The following is a 16,901-nucleotide window of genomic DNA, read 5'->3' on the forward strand; positions in this document are numbered from 1 at the left end:
CGAAAGCCGACAAACAGTGAAGCTGACACTCTATAATCAGGACCGAAATCCCTAAGAGCGCGATATACAGACGTTCTTGTCGTTAAGACCAAACCGCCCACATATCTCTTCGTTCATCTATCAATTTCAAAGAGCACGAGACAAAAACCAGACCAGTGCGCCCTAACTTACGGCGCGCCCGCCCAGATCTACCTCAAAATTTTCTCCGTCAGATCACCCAAACTTCCCTCAGTAACCTCAGTCACCCTGTTCCGTCTGTGCCATCTGGCGTCCCGTCCGCGCTGTCTGCGCCGCCGGTGAAGGGGGTTCTAAGGCGAACAATCAAAACCCGCAAGCGGTTTTTGAAAGTTTTGTGCAGCACCCCCTAAAATATGCCATAACATCATGTTTTTAAATGATATATTTTGTCATATTTTTATGCAGAGCAGAACAACAACACCTTAAACACCCACGCTCCATATTGCCTGCGAGTAATTGTCGGGACTTACCCACAGGCCTTCACGCAACATTTGCAAAACCGGTTCTTGCTTTTGTCTGAATCACCCCTGAATCACCTCCATCTCAGTGACGACTCGCCCCAATTTTTGTCTCAGGCAGATTCGCGAGACATCCAGCGCGTTATCTTTTGGCGGACCGGCACACGAAGTAGGAGAAGGGCAACAACGGCTGCAAGATATAGAAGAGGCTCGATCTGCCATCCCTTCCGCAGCATGACGAAATGAACACCGCCCAACAGCACCGCAGGATAGACAAGTTTGTGAAGCTTGCGCCAGTTGCGTCCGAGTTTGCGGATTGCAGCATTATAGGATGTGGCCGCCAGCGGAATCATGAGGACAAAGGCCCCCATGCCAATGGTGATATATGGGCGCTTATATATGTCAGAGATGATCTGGGAGAAAATCTGCACATCCAGAACAACCCAGACCAGCAGATGCAAAAAGATATAGAAGAAGCCGATCAGGCCGAGCGCACGCCGGAACTTTAACAGATTCAGCCCCGCATAGCGCCGCAAGGGCGTCACGCAAAGGGACGCGATCAGGACCTGAAGACCAAGCAGGCCGATCTTGTGCTCCATGGACTTGACCGGATCGACCCCGAGTTGGCCCGTCACGCCGGCATAGAAATACCACACCGGCGGAATCACGGCAGCGACATAGAGAGGCCAGGTCGGAACCTGACGCATGAAACGGTTGATGCGATCTATCATCAGTAGTTTTTCGACAGATCCATGCCGCGGTAGAGATCGGCAACCTGCTCCTCGTAGCCGTTGAATTTCAGCGTCGCGACACGGGATGCAAAAACCCCGCCGCCGATCCGCCGTTCTGTAGCCTGTGACCAACGCGGGTGGCTGACGTCCGGATTCACATTGGAATAGAAGCCATACTCACGATGGTTGATCGCCTTCCATGTGTTTACGGGCTGCTCTTCCTGCAGGGTGATCTTCACAATCGACTTGATCGACTTGAACCCGTATTTCCACGGCACAACCAGACGCAGGGGAGCGCCATTCTGATTGGGAAGCTCTTTGCCATAAAGCCCCGTCGCCATGAGGGTGAGCGGATGCATCGCCTCGTCGAGCCGCAGCCCCTCGACATAAGGCCAGTCCAGAATAGGACGGTTTTGCCCCGACATTTCTTCCGGACGATAGAGCGTTTCAAAGCGCACATATTTTGCCGATGGCTGGATGCCGGCCATGTTCAACAACTGGTTCAGCTCAAACCCGTTCCACGGAATGACCATCGACCACGCCTCAACACAGCGGAAGCGGTAGATGCGCTCGTCAATATCGACCTTCGCCAGAATGTCGCCCAACCCATATGAACCCGGACGCTCGACCAAACCGTCGATCTCGACGGACCACGGATCGGTTGTCAGAGCATGGGCGTGACGGGCTGGGTCATCCTTGCCAGTGCCGAACTCGTAGAAATTGTTGTAGCTCGTGATCTCTTCAAAGCTGTTCGGGGTCTCTGTCGTGTCAAAGCCCTGTATCTCGAACACCGGCACCTCCTGAGCGCGGGCACCGGAGGCCGCAACCAATCCAGCCCCCGCAATACCCGCCATCACAGCACGACGGTTGAGATAGGCCGGTTCCGGCGTGACGTGAGAATAGGGCAGGCTGTATTTCTGGGTCATGGATCACTCCTGATGCGTTTCACAAACCGTATCCCAGCCCGCCCTCTTCTCAAACCAAACTCATCTCACAACTGCGTTGGGGTATTGTAACTTTCGTGATGATGGCTTGGCACGATCCGATCCAGCGGCACCGATGTTCCGTCCGCCTGCACGATCCGCACATGTCGCCTGCGCATCTGGCGTGGCTCAAGCACGCCGACCGAATGCGCGATCATCTCAAGCTCCTTGATCGTCGCTTTCGCATAGGCGGCCACCTTTTTGTATTTGTCCTCCACCACAAGTCCGCCCTGCAAATGGGGGTCATGGGTGGTGATGCCTGTCGGACAGGTGTTCTTGTTACATTTGAGCGCCTGAATGCAGCCAAGCGAGAACATGAAGCCACGCGCGGAACAGACAAAATCCGCCCCTGCACAGATTGCCCAAGCAACATCAGCAGGGTTCACCAGCTTGCCCGCAGCCACAATGCGGATACGATCATGCAGCCCGTATTTATCGCGTAGATCGACAATGCGAATGAGAGCTTCCTTGATCGGCATCCCAACCAGATCGATCAGCGGCATGGGAGCTGCACCAGTGCCGCCTTCGCCACCATCAATCGTGATAAAGTCCGGCGCAGATTTCTCGCCACGCTCCTTGATCAGGGCAAAGAATTCTTCCCAAGGCCGCGAGGACCCGACCACGAATTTGAAGCCTACCGGTTTGCCGGTCACATCGCGAATGTGGTTGATGAAGTCGAGAAGGTCGCCGAAATCATCCACTTCGCGGTGGCGGTTGGGTGAAATCCCGTCTTCGCCGGGCTTCAATCCACGGATCTGCGCGATCTCCGGTGTGATCTTGGCGGCGGGCAGGATCCCCCCTTTGCCGGGCTTCGCGCCTTGAGACAGCTTGATCTCGAACATTTTGACCTGCTCATGGGCCGCCATCGCGCGCAGCTTGTCATCATCCAGATTGCCCGCATCGTCACGGATACCGTATTTCGCCGTCCCGATCTGATACACCAGATCAGCGCCCCCTTCGAGGTGGAAGGGCGACAAGCCACCTTCACCGGTGTTGAGCCAGATCCCCGCCTCTTTCGCGCCTTTTGACAGCGCCAGAACCGCAGGTTTGGAAATGGCCCCGAAAGACATGCCGGAAATGTTGAAAATCGAATGTGCATTATAAGGCACGCGACAATGCGGCCCGATGGTCATGGGCTCCGTCACCGCGAACTGGTCGTCGAGCGGGGGGAAGGCCGCATTCATGAAAATCGGCGTACCCGGAATCGTCAGGGAGCGCGTCGAGCCGAAGGCGACTGTGTTGCCCTTGCCGTCAGACGCCCGATAAATCCAGTCCCGTTGCGCACGGTTGAACGGCATCTCTTCGCGGTCCATCGCAAAGAAATACTGGCGGAAGAACTCGCCCAACGTCGAGAACCAATGCCGGAAATGCCCGATCACCGGATAGTTGCGCAGAATCGCGTCCCGTGTCTGACGTTTGTCCAACACATAAAACGCAATCGCGGCGAGAACGATCACGCCGATGACCACCACGAAGATCAGCGCCAACATCTGTAGCGCCATCATTGCCCAATGCCAGAAGGTCATGGTTATTTCTTTCCTTACACGTAACTTTGGCCTGAACCTGACAGATAGGCGGCAGAAGACAACTGTAAAGGTTAGGCTGTTAGCGTTAATTTTCGGTATTCATATGCATACAAAAAGCGGCCCCGAAGGGCCGCCTTGCTGTCTTGATTGATCGCGGGTTTTCCGCCTTAGTGAACGACCGCATCATCCGGCTTTGGCCGGTTCGATGCGCCCAGACGTTCGCCCAGAACCAGCCCGTCCGTTCCGGCAGACACAGGAATCGTATCGCCATCGGCGACCTCGCCGGCCAAAAGCAGTTCGGCCAGAGGATCCTGCAACGCGCGTTGAATAACACGTTTCAGAGGACGCGCACCGAAGACCGGATCGTAGCCTTCGTTCGCCAGCCATTCCTTGGCCCCCTCGTCGATCGACAACGCAATATTGCGTTTCGCCAGACGTTTTTCGAGCCGCGCAAGCTGGATTTCGACAATGCCGCCCATGTCTTCGCGTCCGAGCCGGTCAAAGATGATCGTCTCGTCAAGACGGTTGAGGAACTCGGGACGGAAATGCGCCCGCACCGCGTCCATCACATCGCGCTTCGCATCGCTGGCATCCGCGCCTTCGGGCAACTGGCTCAACGCCTGCGCACCGAGGTTCGACGTCAAAATGATCAGCGTCTGCTTGAAGTCCACCGTGCGCCCCTGACCGTCGGTCAGCACACCATCGTCCAAGACCTGCAACAGAACGTTGAACACATCGGGGTGCGCTTTTTCGACCTCGTCGAACAGCACGACCTGATAAGGACGACGCCGCACAGCTTCGGTCAACACACCGCCTTCATCATAACCGACATAGCCCGGAGGCGCGCCGATCAGACGGGCAACCGCATGTTTCTCCATGAACTCCGACATATCGATACGAACCATTGCATCGTCATCGTCGAACAGGAATTCGGCCACGGCCTTGGTCAACTCGGTTTTCCCGACACCCGTCGGCCCGAGGAACAGGAACGATCCGAGCGGACGGCTTTCGTCGTTCAGACCGGCACGCGCACGGCGCACCGCGTTGGCGACCGCATGAACAGCCGTTTCCTGACCGATGACCCGTTTGTGCAGACCTTCTTCCATCCGCAGGAGTTTATCCCGCTCACCTTCGAGCATTTTCGACGTCGGAATACCGGTCCAGCGTTCCACCACCTCGGCGATCTGTTCGGGACGCACAGCCTCTTCGACCATCAATTCCCCGTCCATACCCGCCTCTGCGGCTTCGGCCTCTGCCAGTTGCTTTTCAAGCTGCGGGATCACGCCGTAGCTCAACTCCCCCGCCTTGGCCAAGTTGCCTTCGCGTTTGGCGATTTCGAGCGACGCCCGTGCCTGATCCAACTGCTCCTTGAGATTGCGTGCGCCTTCAAGTTTCTGGCGTTCGGCTTCCCATTTCGCGGTCATCGAAGCGGACTGATCCATAAGGTCGGCCAGTTCCTGTTCGAGCTTTTCAAGCCGGCGCTTCGATGCGTCGTCATCCTCTTTCTTCAGAGCCTCGGCCTCGATCTGAAGCTGAAGGATCTGCCGGTCAAGCTGGTCAAGCTCTTCGGGCTTGCTGTCCACTTCCATGCGCAAACGGCTTGCCGCCTCGTCCACAAGGTCGATGGCTTTATCCGGCAAGAACCGGTCCGTGATGTAACGATGCGAAAGAGTCGCCGCCGCAACCAGCGCCGAGTCGGAAATCCGCACCCCGTGGTGGAGTTCGTATTTCTCTTTGATCCCGCGCAGGATGGACACAGTGTCTTCGACGGTCGGCTCCTCAACCATCACCGGTTGGAACCGGCGGGCCAGAGCCGCGTCTTTTTCGACATACTTGCGATACTCGTCCAAAGTCGTCGCACCGACACAGTGCAACTCCCCACGCGCCAGCGCCGGTTTGATCAGGTTCGCGGCATCCATAGCCCCGTCCGTTTTGCCTGCGCCCACAAGCGTGTGCATTTCGTCGATAAAGAGAATGATTTCGCCTGCGGCAGCCTCGATCTCTTTCAGGATGGATTTCAGACGTTCCTCGAATTCACCACGATATTTCGCACCCGCAATCAGCGAGCCCATATCGAGCGCCAACAATTTCTTGTTGCGCAGGCTTTCAGGCACGTCGCCATTGACGATCCGCAGGGCAAGCCCTTCGGCAATCGCGGTTTTACCCACGCCCGGCTCCCCAATGAGAACAGGGTTGTTCTTGGTCCGGCGGGACAACACCTGCATCGAGCGACGGATTTCTTCGTCGCGGCCGATGATCGGGTCGATTTTGCCTTCTTCGGCGGCCTCGGTGAGGTCACGCGCGTATTTCTTCAAAGCCTCATAACCGTCCTCGGCGGAGGCACTATCAGCCGTGCGCCCTTTGCGAATCTCGTTGATCGCAGCATTGAGTTTCTGCGCCGTCACACCACCCGCATCCAACGCGTCTTTCGCGGCAGATTTGGTGATCGCCAGCGCGGTCAGAACCCGCTCGACGGGCACGAAACTGTCACCTGCCTTCTTGGCAAGTTTTTCGGCCTCATCCAGAACCTTGGCGGTCTGCTGATCCAGATAGGTCTGGCCACTATCGCCCGACACTTTCGGGATCTTGTTCACAGCCGCCTCGTTGGTGGCCATGACAACTTTTGCGTCCCCGCCTGCATTCGAAATCAGGTTGGCTGCAAAGCCTTCTTCGTCATCAAGCAAAGCCTTCAACAGATGCTCGGGCTTCAGAGCCTGATGGCTCTCCCGCATCGCGATTGTCTGCGCAGCTTGAAGGAACCCGCGCGACCGTTCGGTGAACTTCTCCATGTTCATACCGTCTCTCCTTTTTCCAAGCGCCCCAATGATACTCGACGCCCGCTTTGCGGCACGCCCTTAGGATGGGGCCTCTCCCCCTAGATGGGGATTACCCCCTGCGCCCGCAAGAGCAACTGTTGCAAAATTAGAACAAACTTTCTCCGTGGCAAATGCACACAGACAAGATCCTGCGACCTCACCCCCTTGACCCAATCAATGCTTTACGCGCATGCAGTGGCAACTCAGAGAAAGGATGCCCAATGACCGCCACGACCCAAAGTGATGACCGCCTTATCGTTGCCCTAGATGTGCCCAATGTGGTGCAGGGGCTGGAACTGGCCAATCAGATCGGAGACGCCGTTTCTTTCTATAAAATCGGTCTGGGGATGCTCACAGGCGGCGGTTTTGCGCTGGCCAACGAGCTCAAGCAGGAACAAGGGAAAAAGATTTTCCTTGATATGAAATTCTTCGACATCGGCGCGACCGTGGAAAATGCGGTGCGCGGTGTGGCGCAATATGACATGGATTTCCTGACCGTCCACGGCGATCCCTATGTGGTCAAAGCCGCAAAAGAGGGGGCGTCCGGCTCGCAAACCAAAATCCTTGCGGTCACCATCCTCACCTCTCTGGACCGCGCCGATCTGGATGGTGCCCTGATCAAAGACGGTGATATTCGTGATCTGGTGCAAGAACGGGCCGGCAATGCCTTGCGCGCCGGTGCCGATGGCGTCATCGCCTCCCCGCAAGAAGCGGCCCTGATCCGTGCGCTGCCCGAAGCGGAAGGCAAGCTGATCGTCACCCCCGGCGTGCGCCCCGCCGGTGCGGATATTGGCGATCAGAAACGTGTCGCAACACCCGCGAAAGCCATTCAGGACGGTGTCGATCACATTGTGGTCGGGCGTCCGATCTGGAAGGCCGACGACCCGCGCGCGGCGGCTCTTGCCATTCAAAAAGAAATTGCTTCAGCCTGATATCAAAGCCCGAGCGCATCAAGCGCTCGGGTCAACCGACCGCGCAGAGGGCTCACCGCATCCTCGTGCATGGTAAACGCACGTGCCTCCATCCATGCCCAACCCTGCCCCTCATCGCCCAGCTTGATCTGCGCATCTGACAGCTCATCCCAACGCAGAACAAAAAAGTGTACCACAGTCGCAGGATCGACATGGCCGCGCTCTTCTGCATGATAGATAACTTGGGCCGGATCGAGGATCAGGGACAGTTATTCAAACACTTCCCGCGAAAGCGTCTCGAATGGCGTCTCATCTCCCTCGCGCCCTCCTCCCGGAAAATCCCATTGTGCGGGATAGGGTATGTCGGGGCGGTCGTCACGCAACAGCGTTAACACATCCCCGACCCGCAAGATCGCAACCTTCGCCCCGTCGAAAGGGGCGAAGCCTTCAGACATCGTCATTGATGTCCTTGTCCCAGACCTTCACCTGTCCTTTACGCACGCCGAGCAGCTGTCGCATCGCAAACCAAGCCAGCATCGACAGCACAGCAAAGACCAAAAGCACCACGGCGATATTGCTGCCGAACAGTCCTAGTGCCAACAAGAGCGCCACAATACCGGCCCCGACGCCAAAGCCTAAAAAGATGAAGCCGGGTGCCATGACCTCAAGCCCCATCAGAGCGATGGCCGCCACGGCCCAGACCCACCATTGTTGCAAAAGCGAGATATTCTCCATGGCCGCAGCTTCCATCAGGACTTTCCGCCGAACAGTTTGAACGCATTGCCAAAGGCCTCAAGAGCCGCCGCTGGCACGACAACCGTCTGTTTTCCTTCTCCGGCCCCCAGCGCGGTCAGTGCCTCGACCTGTTTCAGAGCTACCTGATATTGCGCGGATTCGATGCCGTGTTCAGTGATCGCCTCGGCCACAACGGCGGTCGCATAGGCCTCGGCCTCGGCCAGAACACGGCGGGCTTTCGCGGATTGCTCAGCGGCGTAAAGCTGGGCATCGGCGTTTAGTTCGACAGAGCGTTTCTCACCTTCCGCTTCGGTGACTGCTGCACGGCGAGCGCGTTCGGCATTTAATTGCTGCAGCATCGCGGCACGGGTGGCTTCATCAAGATTGACGTCAAGCACCTCGGCGCGCGTCACCTCGATCCCCCAATTGTCCACCGCGTCTTCAACGGCCAGCTTGATGGTCGAAATCAGTTGATCACGGTTCGACTGGACCTCATCAAGTTCCATCTTGCCGATCTCCGCACGCACGATCCCCGCAACCGTGGTCGCAATCGCCGCATCAACATCGCGGATGCGGTAAACCGTCTTTTCAGGTTCGATGATGCGATAGAAAACGGAGGTTTCGACCTTGACCAACACGTTGTCCGAGGTGATCGCATCCTGCATCGCATTCGGCAACTGACGCTCAAGAATAGAAATCTTATGCGCCACAATATCGATCAGCGGCACGATGAAGTTGATCCCGGGTCCCAGAACCGTGCGCAACCGGCCAAACCGCTCCACCACATATTTCTCGGATTGCGGAACGATCCGAACCCCTTTGAGCACCAGAAGGATGACAAATGCGGCCAAAGCCAGCGTAACGATATTGCCGCCGGTCAGAAACTGGAACGGATCAATGGAATACATGAGACTACTTTCCCCAACTGATATCATGGGCCCATGGCCCCTTTCTTCGAATGGGTATATGATGAATCCTCATCAAGAAAGCAAAACATGCCTGTCCCGTTATGCCCAGCCTATGCCGTGATTGCCTGACCACATTCGAGAACGGCATGCGCTGCCCGTCCTGCGGGCGGCCCCGTGTGCTGTCGCATCCCGAACTGCTCACACTTGCGATTGCGCATATGGATTGCGACGCCTTTTATGCCTCTGTCGAAAAGCGCGACAATCCGGAGTTGCGTGACAAACCGGTGATTGTGGGCGGCGGCAAACGCGGGGTTGTTACCACCGCCTGTTACATCGCACGGATCAAAGGCGTGCGCTCCGCTATGCCGATGTTCAAGGCGCTGGCCCTGTGCCCCGAGGCCGTGATCGTCAAACCGAGGATGGAGGCCTATGTGGCGGCCTCGCGCGAAATTCGGGACATGATGAACGAGTTGACGCCGGATGTGGAGCCGCTGTCCCTCGACGAGGCCTTCATGGATTTGAGGGGCACGACGAAGCTCCACGGCCACCCGCCCGCGGTCATGCTGGCGCGACTGGTGAAACGGATGCGCGATGAGTTGCAACTCACAGGCTCCATCGGCCTGTCCCACAACAAGTTTCTGGCCAAAATCGCCTCCGACCTCGATAAGCCGCGCGGGTTTTCAGTGATCGGACAGGCCGAAACGCTGGACTTTCTCGCCGAGCAACCCGTCAGCCTCATTTGGGGCGTCGGGCAGGCCACAAAAACCGCGCTCGAAAAGGCCGGCATCCGGACATTTACCGACCTCAGACGCTGGGAAAAAGACGACCTGCATCGCAGGTTCGGCGCGATGGGAGACCGCCTGTGGCATCTGGCACGCGGTGAGGACAAGCGCCGCATCTCTGCGCATCGTCCGGTCAAATCCATCTCCAACGAAACCACATTTTCCGAGGACATCGCGGCTCTTGATCTGCTCGAAGGGCATTTGTGGCGTCTTGCGCAAAAGGTCTCCGACCGCTGCAAGGCCAAAGACATCGCGGGCCGTGTTGTCACACTCAAACTCAAACGCGCCAATCACGCCAGCCTGACCCGCCGTGTCACGTTACACGAAGCGACCAATATCGCAGACCGGATGTTTCGCACCGGTCGGGAACTCCTGGTTCCGGCTTTGGAACATGGCCCGTTTCGCCTGATTGGTATCGGTCTCTCCGATCTGGTCCCCGCCGCCGAAGCCGACCTGTCGCCGGACCTTTTGGATCCGGACGCCGTCAAGCGCGCGCAAGCCGAACGCGCCAGCGACGAAATCAGGAAACGTTTCGGCAAGGATGCTATTGTGAAAGGGCGGGCGCTGCGCTGATGCCCCCATCAAACGCGCAGATCAAAGGCTTTACTCCGCAGCCAAAGGCAGACGCTCCGCCCCGATCTCCGCAATGGTTTTCGCCGCCGCGGTAATCCGGTCGCGAAACGCGGCAAAGTCGGGCCGCAACTCCAGCGTCGCCTCGTCCATATACAGGGAGCGGTCAATCTCGACCTGAATGGCATGATACTGCCTCGACGGGCGCCCGTAATGCTGCGCCACATAGGCGCCTGCGAAGGGGACATTGCGGGAGACTTCAAACCCCTGCGCGGCAAACGCAGCCTCGACTTCATTGACAACCTCAGAGCGCGCAGACGCGCCATAACGGTCACCGATCACGATCTCCGGTCGCATCCTGTGTCCCATACGCACGGTTGAAAGTGCCTCGCGCGGCATCGAGTGGCAATCAATCAGAATCGCCCGCCCGAATTGCGCGTGAGATTCGTCGAGCACGGATTTCAAAAGATGATGATAGGGCATCCAGACCTGTTCAATCCGCTCTTGTGCTGCCACGCGGCTGATTTTGCCACGATAGATCGCGCGACCACCCGCCACCACGCGTGGAATCACACCAAGGCCAGAGGCAATCCGTGGGTTCAAACCTGCACGCCCGACCCCCTCAATCAGCGCGGGATCAAGCTCGTCGGAGCGGCGGTTCAGATCCACCCAAGCCCGTGGATAAGTGGCCGACAAAAGCACAGCTCCAAAGTCGGGAACTCGCGCGAAAATCCGGTCCACATGTGCATCTTCAGAAGATCGCAGCTGCAACGGATCCAGAAGCCCGTGCTCCAGCATCTCCTCCGGATAGGCCCGCCCGCTATGCGGCGACGCAAACACCACGCAGGACGTTCTCTGCGCAGGTCGCTGCAAAATATAGGGGGCCACACTCATCGAAAATCCTTTCACCCGAAGACTATAATGGGTTTTGCAAAAATCCGAAGGGTTTCATCTCATGAAAAATGCTAATTTCGTGTTTCTGTCGCCCTGATTTTCTTGGGCATATCCCACCTGTCATCCCGGGAAACGCGGTAAATGGCGAAAATCTCTGTCAAAAGCTCTTGAACATTCATCCGACTCCTTTTATACGCCCACGGACTGACGCGGGAAATGCCCCGCGTCTTGTTCGTTCCGCCAATTTACCACCCTGTGGTAGAGGTTCGGGCAAGGCGCAGTTTCCCACGGACGGAAGGGCGTATAGCTCAGTGGTAGAGCACTTCGTTGACATCGAAGGGGTCACAAGTTCGAACCTTGTTACGCCCACCATCCGGCCGGTCAGATTGGTTTTAAACAGGCGCACGCAGGCGCCGCGACAAGGAGACTGGACATGAAAGTTCGCAACTCGCTCCGCTCGCTGAAGAACCGGCACCGCGACTGCCGCGTCGTGCGCCGTAAAGGCCGCGTGTACGTGATCAACAAGACGCAGCGCCGCTTCAAAGCCCGTCAGGGCTAAGTTCAGCAGCGATCACTAAAAAAAGGCCGTCCGATTTTCGGGCGGCTTTTTTCGTGGCTGGCGATTTTCATGTCTGGCAATCGGCCTGCAAACCCATCCTTTTCACGAACACGCTGAGTCGCAGGGTTTCCGGAAAAGAATGAAGCGCGCCCCGAAGGGCGCGCCCGACATTTCCGACTTATGCCGAAACGTCGATCAGGATTTTGACGTGCTCACCCGATGGATCGAGCAGCGCGTCAAACCCTTCGGTCACAGCATCGTCGAGAACGATTTTCTTGGTCACCACTTTCGCTGCCGGAATTGCACCCGAAGCGATCAGGTCCACCACTTTCGGCCAGTAGTGGGTCGGGTAAGCCCAAGCCCCGCGCACATCGACATCCTTGAAGGTCACATCATGCCAATGCAGTTTGCTGTCTTTGGTATGCAGGCCGACCTGAACAATCGTGCCCTGCTTGCGCACCGCTTGCAGACCTGTGTTGAGCGCCGCTTCGTTCCCCGATGCCTCAAGCACCTTGTCACAGCCAACGCCACCTTCGGTTTGCTCCCGAACAACGGCCACCACATCATCCTTCATCGGATTGAGGGTGATCACTTCCGGCATGATCTCTTTCGCCAGTTTCAGCCGCGTTTCATTCACATCGGACAAAAAGATTTTTGTCGCACCGAAAGCTTTTGCTGACAGCATTGCGAGCATACCAATCGGCCCCGCACCGGTCACCAGAACGGAATCTCCGGCCGTCACCTCACCACGCTCACAGGCATAGACCGCCACCGCAGTCGGCTCGACCAGCGCACCCTCTTCCCAGCTCATGCTGTCGGGAATTTTCACCGCGTTGTAATCGTTCACAATCGCGGCCTCGGCCATACCGCCGGACATCCAGCTCAGACCAACCAGCGCCAGATCCTCGCTCAGGTGGAACAGGCCACGGTCTGCAAAATAGTCGCCCGAACGCGGCATCACCAGCGGCTGCACCGACACGCGGTCACCGGGTTTCACATGGGTGACGCCTTCGCCCACGGCAGTCACTTCGCCGCTGCACTCATGCCCAAGAACCTGCGGAGCCTGTGCCTTTGTGAAAGGATGCGGCTCTACCGGCACAAAAATCGGACCGGCAACATATTCGTGCAGATCAGTGCCACAGATACCGACATATTTGTTCTTGATTGCAACCTGCCCTGGCCCTGGCTGGGGGATGTCTTCCATGTCTTCAATACGAAGATCTTTCGCGGCGTAAAATCTAAGAGCTTTCATAGGGGAGGTCTCCTTTACTACTTAAATACTCTCTGCGCATGGCAACTTCCGCCAAAGCAGAGAGGCAGCGGAATCATCGCGCAATGCGACCCGCTATTCTTTAATTAAGATCAAGTTTGTAAAAGGAAATGTATGCTTTCGCACACAATCGCGTGACGAAAACAAAGCCAAACAGGCGTCGCGAAGAACGCAGCGCCTGTCTTCATACACCAACCGAAACCTTACGCTTTGCGATACAGTTCGTCTTCCAATTCCGACGTATCCACCCCGAGACGCTCAAGTCCGTCCTCAAGATAATCAGCCAAAAGCGGAATCCCGAGAAGGTATTTCTCGGTCGGGCCAGTGGCCTCTTGTTTGGCGGTTTCAAAAGCCTCGGCATAGTCGTCAAAGGTTTCACGCCCGATCCATGTGATCGCGACAAGAGCGGCTTTTTCATCCTCGTTCAAGCCGCGAATGAAACTCTGCAACTCGCGCCCCGTGCCGTCTGACGGGCGAGCTTCAAGGATCGTATCCCCGTCGGCTTCATCTCCGGGCCGATCCCAGCGACCAACTTTTGCGCCAAGTTCACGCGCGCGCACAATGACAAAGGCGACTTTGTTCGGGCTGATATCCATGGCGCATTCCTCCAAATTCTGTGCGAAAGGACTGTGCCCCAAAGGGTGCCACAGGCACATGACCTAGGTCAAACTTTCCACCTTCACAAAGGGCTTTCTACGTTTTTTGCACAAGCGCAGCAGGGGGCGCAGACGGTGTGTCAGCGGCCAGTTCCTCAAAGTCGAAATTGTCGAGCCGGTGCGCACGCTTGCCCGCTTTTTCGGCCGAAATCTTGATGTCTTCAAGATCTTTCGCGGCTTGTCCGAAATGACGATCGAGGTTGCCAACACGAGTCCCAAGGCGCTCGACATCCGCATAAAGCAGGGACAGTTCCTTGCGAATTGCGCCCGCCTGTTCACGCATCCGCGCATCCTTGAGAATCGCCCGCATCGTGTTGAGTGTCGCCATGCAGGTGGTCGGAGAGACGATCCAGACACGCTTGTCAAAGCCCTCGCGGACAAGCTCGGGGAAGTTCGCATGAAGCTCGGCATAGACCGCCTCGGACGGCAGGAACATCAACGCCCCGTCTGCCGTTTCTCCTTCGAGGATATATTTCTCCGAAATGTCCGAGATATGACGTTTCACCGCCTGTCGCATGAGTTTCGCGGCTTCATTGAGTTCCCACTGCGTATCGGCACGCCGCAACGCCTCATAGGCTTCCAGCGGGAATTTACTGTCGATCGCAATCGGTCCCGGAGGGTTGGGCAAATGGATCAGGCAATCCGCACGTTTCCCGTTCGAGAGCGTCGCCTGTAGCGTATAGCTGTCCTTGGGAAGGGCTTTGCTGACGATATCATTCAACTGGATTTCCCCGAAGGCACCGCGCGTCTGCTTGTTCGAAAGGATGTCTTGCAAGGACAGGACATTTCCCGAAAGCTTCTCGATATTCGCTTGCGCCTTGTCGATGGTCTCCAGACGTTCATGCAACGCGCCGAGGCTTTTGGCCGTGCGTTGTGCGGACCCTTGCAGGTTCACATTCATCGTCTCCGTCACCAGTGCGAGCCGTTTTTCCATCAGTTCCAACATCTTGGATTGCGACGCCACCTGTGCCTCTGAGACATGAGTCAATCCCCCTGCAAGCTGCTGTTGCCCGTCCGAGAGCATCTGCACTCGCTGGCCAAGCTGGTTCATCTGTTGCGCAATCGGCAGGGCCATTTTGGCAGCCTCGCCAGAGCGTTTCAGAACTACGACAAGAAGGAAAAAGAAAAGCAAAAGGACCGCTCCGCCGATCACGGCAGCAAGCGTCAAAGGGTCAGCGAAATCAAGTGTCATGTGCGTCCAAACAGGCGTTCAATATCGGAAAGTTTCAGCTCCACATAGGTGGGCCGACCGTGGTTGCATTGACCGGAATGGGGCGTGGCTTCCATCTCGCGCAACAGGGCATTCATCTCTTCTGCATGCATCCTTCGCCCCGACCGGATCGAACCATGACAGGCCACACGAGACAGCACCGCCTCGATCCGCGCCTGAACCGTATAGCTGTCACCAAGGTCGGAAAGCTCGTCGAGAATGTCCTCGATCATCGCTTTGGCTTCGACCCGCCCCAAAATCGCGGGGGTTTCGCGCACAGCAATCGCCGCCCCGCCAAAAGGTTCGATCACAAGCCCGAGACGCGCCAGATCCTCTGCCATATCCAAAAGCAGCTGCGCATCATTTGCGGAAAGCTCGACCACTTCGGGGATCAAAAGCGCCTGCGATTTGACGCCATGTTCGGCCATCTGGTGCTTGAGTTTTTCATAAACCAACCGCTCATGTGCGGCATGTTGATCGACGATCACGATGCCGCGCTCGGTCTGGGCGATAATGTAATTCTCATGCACCTGCGCACGGGCTGCGCCCAAAGGCAGAGCCTCGGTCTCCGGCTGAGCGGGCACATCCTCCATCCGTGCGGACGGTTGGGACATTTCGGCAAATCCCGGTGTCGCCACAGGCTCGGGACGTTCTGGCGCCTGCCAGTTATAGCTTTGCTCCATTACCTCTTGAGGCGGGCGATAAGGGGCGGCGTATCCCCCCATAGAAGGGCGGTCCATCTGGTACACGCGCGGTTCACCCGTCTGCTCTGGTCGCATGGCGCCCAAAGTCGCATTGGCCACGGTGGTCGAGGCACGATGCCCCGCCTCGGCCAAGGCATGACGCAGGGCAGATACGATCAGACCGCGTGCGAGGCCCGGCTCACGGAATCGCACTTCGGACTTCGCGGGATGGACGTTGACATCCACCAGATGCGGGTCGCAGTCGATGAACAGACATGCCGCCGGATGCCGGTCACGGGACAGAAAATCGAAATAGGCCCCACGCAGCGCACCAACCAAAAGCTTGTCCCGCACAGGCCGCCCGTTGACGAAAAGATACTGCGCCACGGCAGAGCCGCGCGAATAGGTTGGCAAGGCTGCATATCCGGTAAGCGTCAGCCCCTCACGTTCCGCATCAATGGCCAGAGCGTTCTCGGCAAACTCCTTGCCCAGAACCGTCGCCAAACGTCCGTGCAGCGCGTCGAACATATCACCCGATTGCGGATCGGCACGGAAGGTCACACGCCCCTCGCCGCCTCCCGACACATCTCGCAGGGTGAACCTGACATAGGGCTCGGCCATCGCCAGACGCTTGACCACATCTGTAATCGCCTGTGCCTCAGCCCGATCCGTGCGGAGAAACTTCAGCCGTGCGGGAGTGGCGTAGAACAGATCGCGTAACTCAACCACTGTCCCGCGTGTCAGCGCCGCAGGTTTGACCGGCTCCATCTTGCCACCCGACACGGACAGGGTCACACCATCGGAGCCTTCCGCCCGCGACGTGATTTTCAAACGCCCGACAGCACCAAGAGAGGGCAGTGCCTCGCCGCGAAACCCGAAGGTATGGATGTCGAGCAGATCGGAGCCGTCAATCTTGGACGTTGCGTGGCGCGAGAGCGCGAGGGGCAGATCATCCGCCGTCATCCCGCAACCGTCATCGGTCACACGGATCAGCGTCTTGCCCCCGTCGGCATAGTCCACCTCAACCCTGCGCGCGCCCGCGTCTATCGCGTTTTCGGCCAGTTCCTTGACCGCCGAAGCGGGGCGTTCGACCACTTCACCAGCGGCAATACGGTTGATTGCGCCTTCATCCAGTTGGCGAATAACCGGGCGGGGCGTGTCTTGGCTTATGCTGCGTGTCGGAGAATTCAT

16 protein-coding genes and 1 tRNA gene are annotated in these 16,901 nt (G+C 57.4%); 4 read left to right on the forward strand and 13 right to left on the reverse strand.

Annotation, left to right across the window (positions count from 1 at the left end):
* Nucleotides 1-589: 589 nt before the first annotated feature.
* The 4 genes from msrQ to clpB form a co-directional block, all read right to left on the reverse strand.
* Nucleotides 590-1,207: a protein-methionine-sulfoxide reductase heme-binding subunit MsrQ gene (msrQ, locus tag BM152_RS15910; protein ID WP_066608341.1), complete on the reverse strand. Its 618-nt coding sequence runs from the start codon at nucleotides 1,205-1,207 to the stop codon at nucleotides 590-592.
* The gene (gene msrP / locus BM152_RS15915; protein ID WP_066608344.1) at nucleotides 1,207-2,133 is read right to left on the reverse strand and encodes a protein-methionine-sulfoxide reductase catalytic subunit MsrP; all 927 of its coding nucleotides are present in this window, start codon (nucleotides 2,131-2,133) and stop codon (nucleotides 1,207-1,209) included. The genes msrQ and msrP overlap by 1 nt, the downstream gene beginning before the upstream one ends.
* A 65-nt stretch (nucleotides 2,134-2,198) precedes the next feature.
* Nucleotides 2,199-3,716: an FMN-binding glutamate synthase family protein gene (locus BM152_RS15920; protein WP_066608347.1), complete on the reverse strand. Its 1,518-nt coding sequence runs from the start codon at nucleotides 3,714-3,716 to the stop codon at nucleotides 2,199-2,201.
* A gap of 167 nt (nucleotides 3,717-3,883) precedes the next feature.
* Nucleotides 3,884-6,511: an ATP-dependent chaperone ClpB gene (clpB, locus tag BM152_RS15925; RefSeq protein WP_066608350.1), complete on the reverse strand. Its 2,628-nt coding sequence runs from the start codon at nucleotides 6,509-6,511 to the stop codon at nucleotides 3,884-3,886.
* 242 nt (nucleotides 6,512-6,753) lie between these two features.
* On the opposite strand from clpB, the gene pyrF reads away from it, so the two are divergent.
* Entirely contained in the window at nucleotides 6,754-7,464 is a 711-nt protein-coding gene (pyrF, locus tag BM152_RS15930; RefSeq protein WP_066608353.1) for an orotidine-5'-phosphate decarboxylase, read from the forward strand.
* 2 nt (nucleotides 7,465-7,466) lie between these two features.
* Here pyrF and BM152_RS19320 read toward each other — a convergent pair whose 3' ends face one another.
* The 4 genes from BM152_RS19320 to BM152_RS15945 all read right to left on the reverse strand — a co-directional run bounded on the left by BM152_RS19320 (nucleotide 7,467) and on the right by BM152_RS15945 (nucleotide 9,077).
* Nucleotides 7,467-7,640: an NUDIX hydrolase gene (locus tag BM152_RS19320; RefSeq protein ID WP_156444384.1), complete on the reverse strand. Its 174-nt coding sequence runs from the start codon at nucleotides 7,638-7,640 to the stop codon at nucleotides 7,467-7,469.
* Nucleotides 7,641-7,712: 72 nt separating this feature from the next.
* A complete protein-coding gene (locus BM152_RS18840) occupies nucleotides 7,713-7,904 on the reverse strand; it encodes an NUDIX domain-containing protein (RefSeq protein ID WP_066608356.1) in 192 nt (63 codons plus the stop codon).
* Nucleotides 7,891-8,193, reverse strand: a complete 303-nt coding sequence (locus BM152_RS15940) for an NfeD family protein (protein ID WP_231730587.1) — start codon at nucleotides 8,191-8,193, stop codon at nucleotides 7,891-7,893. Before BM152_RS15940 ends, BM152_RS18840 begins: the two co-directional genes overlap by 14 nt.
* The gene (locus BM152_RS15945) at nucleotides 8,193-9,077 is read right to left on the reverse strand and encodes an SPFH domain-containing protein (RefSeq protein WP_066608529.1); all 885 of its coding nucleotides are present in this window, start codon (nucleotides 9,075-9,077) and stop codon (nucleotides 8,193-8,195) included. The genes BM152_RS15940 and BM152_RS15945 overlap by 1 nt, the downstream gene beginning before the upstream one ends.
* Nucleotides 9,078-9,187: 110 nt before the next feature.
* On the opposite strand from BM152_RS15945, the gene BM152_RS15950 reads away from it, so the two are divergent.
* Complete coding sequence (locus tag BM152_RS15950) at nucleotides 9,188-10,441, forward strand: DNA polymerase IV (protein ID WP_066608359.1); 1,254 nt, start codon at nucleotides 9,188-9,190, stop codon at nucleotides 10,439-10,441.
* Between the two features lie 30 nt (nucleotides 10,442-10,471).
* Here BM152_RS15950 and BM152_RS15955 read toward each other — a convergent pair whose 3' ends face one another.
* Nucleotides 10,472-11,332, reverse strand: a complete 861-nt coding sequence (locus tag BM152_RS15955; RefSeq protein ID WP_066608361.1) for an N-formylglutamate amidohydrolase — start codon at nucleotides 11,330-11,332, stop codon at nucleotides 10,472-10,474.
* Nucleotides 11,333-11,629: 297 nt separating this feature from the next.
* Here BM152_RS15955 and BM152_RS15960 point away from each other — a divergent pair.
* Nucleotides 11,630-11,704: transfer RNA gene (locus BM152_RS15960), tRNA-Val, on the forward strand.
* Between the two features lie 61 nt (nucleotides 11,705-11,765).
* Complete coding sequence (ykgO, locus tag BM152_RS15965) at nucleotides 11,766-11,891, forward strand: type B 50S ribosomal protein L36 (RefSeq protein ID WP_005850168.1); 126 nt, start codon at nucleotides 11,766-11,768, stop codon at nucleotides 11,889-11,891.
* Nucleotides 11,892-12,069: 178 nt separating this feature from the next.
* Here ykgO and BM152_RS15970 read toward each other — a convergent pair whose 3' ends face one another.
* The 4 genes from BM152_RS15970 to mutL all read right to left on the reverse strand — a co-directional run bounded on the left by BM152_RS15970 (nucleotide 12,070) and on the right by mutL (nucleotide 16,901).
* Nucleotides 12,070-13,143, reverse strand: a complete 1,074-nt coding sequence (locus tag BM152_RS15970) for a 2,3-butanediol dehydrogenase (RefSeq protein WP_066608363.1) — start codon at nucleotides 13,141-13,143, stop codon at nucleotides 12,070-12,072.
* A gap of 221 nt (nucleotides 13,144-13,364) precedes the next feature.
* Nucleotides 13,365-13,757: a DUF3775 domain-containing protein gene (locus tag BM152_RS15975; RefSeq protein ID WP_066608365.1), complete on the reverse strand. Its 393-nt coding sequence runs from the start codon at nucleotides 13,755-13,757 to the stop codon at nucleotides 13,365-13,367.
* A 97-nt stretch (nucleotides 13,758-13,854) separates the two neighbouring features.
* Nucleotides 13,855-15,009, reverse strand: coding sequence for a DNA recombination protein RmuC (locus BM152_RS15980; protein WP_066608373.1), 1,155 nt, complete (start codon nucleotides 15,007-15,009; stop codon nucleotides 13,855-13,857).
* Nucleotides 15,006-16,901 (reverse strand): DNA mismatch repair endonuclease MutL, encoded by a 1,896-nt coding sequence (mutL, locus tag BM152_RS15985; protein ID WP_066608376.1) that lies wholly within the window; start codon nucleotides 16,899-16,901, stop codon nucleotides 15,006-15,008. The genes BM152_RS15980 and mutL overlap by 4 nt, the downstream gene beginning before the upstream one ends.

Source organism: Celeribacter halophilus, assembly GCF_900114135.1.
Classification (GTDB): Bacteria; Pseudomonadota; Alphaproteobacteria; order Rhodobacterales; family Rhodobacteraceae; genus Celeribacter; species Celeribacter halophilus.